General features: G+C 71.1%; 2 protein-coding genes. One reads left to right on the top strand and one right to left on the bottom strand.

Features of this window, described 5'->3' with window-relative positions:
- Positions 1-50 precede the first annotated feature (50 nt).
- Complete coding sequence (locus G6027_RS08240) at positions 51-1,616, bottom strand: succinic semialdehyde dehydrogenase (RefSeq protein ID WP_182636748.1); 1,566 nt, start codon at positions 1,614-1,616, stop codon at positions 51-53.
- 102 nt (positions 1,617-1,718) lie between these two features.
- Here G6027_RS08240 and G6027_RS08235 point away from each other — a divergent pair, with 102 nt between their 5' ends.
- Entirely contained in the window at positions 1,719-2,513 is a 795-nt protein-coding gene (locus G6027_RS08235) for a MerR family transcriptional regulator (protein ID WP_182636747.1), read from the top strand.
- Positions 2,514-2,619: the final 106 nt, after the last annotated feature.

Raw genomic sequence — 2,619 nt, 5'->3', positions numbered from 1 at the left:
CGGCGCCCCGGACCCCGGGACGCCGCCGCTCGCCGTGAGGCGCGACCGACCTACCGGCCGGGCAGGAAGCGCATCGCGTCCGTCGCGGGTGCGAGCATCTTGTGCCACCGCTTCCGGGGCAGGAACGACGGCCCACCCAGGTGCATCACGCGCTGCGTGGCGATGGTCTGCGCCTCGGTGTACTTGAGCAGGCCCTCGTCACCGTGCCTGCGGCCGACCCCGGAGGCGCCCATGCCGCCCATCGGGCCCGCGACCGAACCCCAGCCGGCCACGTAACCCTCCCCGACGTTGACGGTGCCCGTCCGAAGCCGCGCGGCGATCTCCTCACCCTCCGAGTCCGACGCGGCGAACACCGAGGAGTTGAGCCCGTACTCGGTGTCATTGGCCTTGGCCACCGCCTCGTCCACCGAGTCGACCGGGTAGATCGACACGACCGGGCCGAACGTCTCCTCGCCGAAGCAGGTGGCGTCCTCCGGGACGTCGGCCAGCAGTGTCGGCTCGTAGAACAGGGGGCCGAGGTCCGGGCGGGGGCGCCCACCGGCCAGGACGCGGGCGCCCTTGGCCACGGCGTCGTCGACATGCGCGGTCACGGTCTCCAGCTGGTCGCGGGAGATCAGGCTGCCCATCTCCGCCTCGAAGTCGTAGCCCGGGCCCACACTCATGGACCGGACGCGGGCGGTGAGCTTCTCGATGAGCTGGGGAGCCACGGACCTCTCCACGTACACCCGCTCCACGGAGATGCAGAGCTGGCCGGAGTTGGAGAAGAACGCGCGTGTGGCCACCTCGGCGACCTCGTCGAGGTCGGCGCCCGCCGCGACGATCATGGCGTTCTTGCCGCCGAGCTCGGCGGAGAACCCGATGAGCCGCTCGCCGCACTGGCCACCGAGCGTGCGGCCGGTGGCCGTGGAGCCGGTGAACATGAGGTAGTCAACGTTCTCCACGATCGCCCCGCCCACGGTGCGGCCCGAACCGGGGACCACCTGGAACAGGTCGCGGGGCAAACCTGCGCGGTACAGCAGGTCCGCTGCGGCGAGGGCGCAGAACGGAGTGATGGAGGCGGGCTTGATCACCACGGCGTTACCCGCGGCCAGGGCCGCCAGCGCGTCGGTGGCGGCGAGGTTGAGCGGGTAGTTCCACGGCGCGATCACTCCCACGACACCCTTGGGATGGCGTCGGACCACTGCCTTGGTCAGGCCCGGGAGCATGCCCTGGACCCGCTTGGGGGCGAGCAGCGCCGGAGCGGTCCTGGCGTAGTGACGTGCGGTGATGAGGCAGTCCAGGACCTCCTCCTGCGCCGAGGCCCGGCTCTTGCCGGTCTCCGCCTGGACGATGTCCATGAGCTGCTCGCGATCGCGCATGACCAGGGACGCGAACCGCTTGAGCACGGCGACCCGGTCCGCGGGCTCGCGGTCGGCCCACGCGATCTGGGCGGCCCGGGCCCGCTCGACGGCAGCCACCACGTCGTCGGCCGTCCCCGCGGGGATCTCGGCGAGCGGCTCGCCGGTGAAGACCTCCTCGATGACGGCTGATTCCCGGCTGGACGGATCGGAACGGAACTCGGGGATCGCGACGAGGTCGCGGAGTCGGTCATAGACACGGGGCGTGGGTCGGCTCATGCCCCGATGTTACCGACGGGTAAGCCGTCGCGGTACCGACTGGCCCTTGACCCTGACATCACGTCAGGGCCCAGGGTGGTCGATGTGAGAGATGCTGGAGGAATGACGAGGAGTGAGGGGCTCACCGTGGGCGCGGTCGCCGACCTCGTCGGCGTGAGTGTCCGGACCCTGCACCACTGGGACCGGATCGGGCTGGCGCCGGCGAGTGGGCGGACGTGGTCGGACTACCGGGTCTATGACGACGACGACGTCGCGCGTATCCACCGGATCCTGGTCTACCGCGAACTGGGCCTTCCGCTGGCGCAGATCGGTGTGCTGCTCGACGACCCCCACGTCGACGAGGGCGCCCATCTGTCCCGGCAGCGCGAGCTGCTCCTCGACCGCATCTCACACCTGCAGGAGATGGTCTCCGCAGTAGACCGCCTGAAGGAGGCGATCGCAGTGAACACACCACTGACCCCCGCGGACCGGGCCGAGATCTTCGGCACCGACTGGAACGAGGACTGGCAGGCCGAGGCACAGCAGCAGTGGGGCGACACCCCGCAGTGGGAGCAGTCGCAACAGCGCACGAGGGGGATGTCCAAGGAGGACTGGCGCCGGGTCAAGGCCGAGACGGATTCGCTCAACGCCGACCTGGCCGCCGCCAAGCGGGCCGGGGTGGACCCCGCCTCGCCCCGGGCCGCGGAGCTGGTCGAGCGGCATCGTGCGTCGATCTCGACGTTCTACGACTGCACGCGCTCGATGCAGGTGCTGCTGGCGCGGATGTATCGGCAGGACCCGCGCTTCAGCGAGACGTACGACTCGCTCGAGCCGGGCCTGACCGCGTGGATCGAGGCTGCCGTCGCGGCCGACGCCCGTGCGAACGGCGTGGACCCCGACACCGCCACGTGGGACTGACCCCGGCGGTCCCGGCCCGATCCGCTCCCCGGTTGCGCTGCGTGTATGTCCGGAGGCGACCGGTCGTGCGCCCCGAACGGTCCAATCCGGGCGCGCGACTCGGCCG

This window comes from Dietzia sp. SLG310A2-38A2 (genome assembly GCF_014145095.1).
Taxonomy (GTDB): Bacteria; Actinomycetota; Actinomycetes; order Mycobacteriales; family Mycobacteriaceae; genus Dietzia.
Note: the sequence above shows the minus strand (reverse complement) of the source record. Positions and strands in the feature narration are given on the sequence as shown.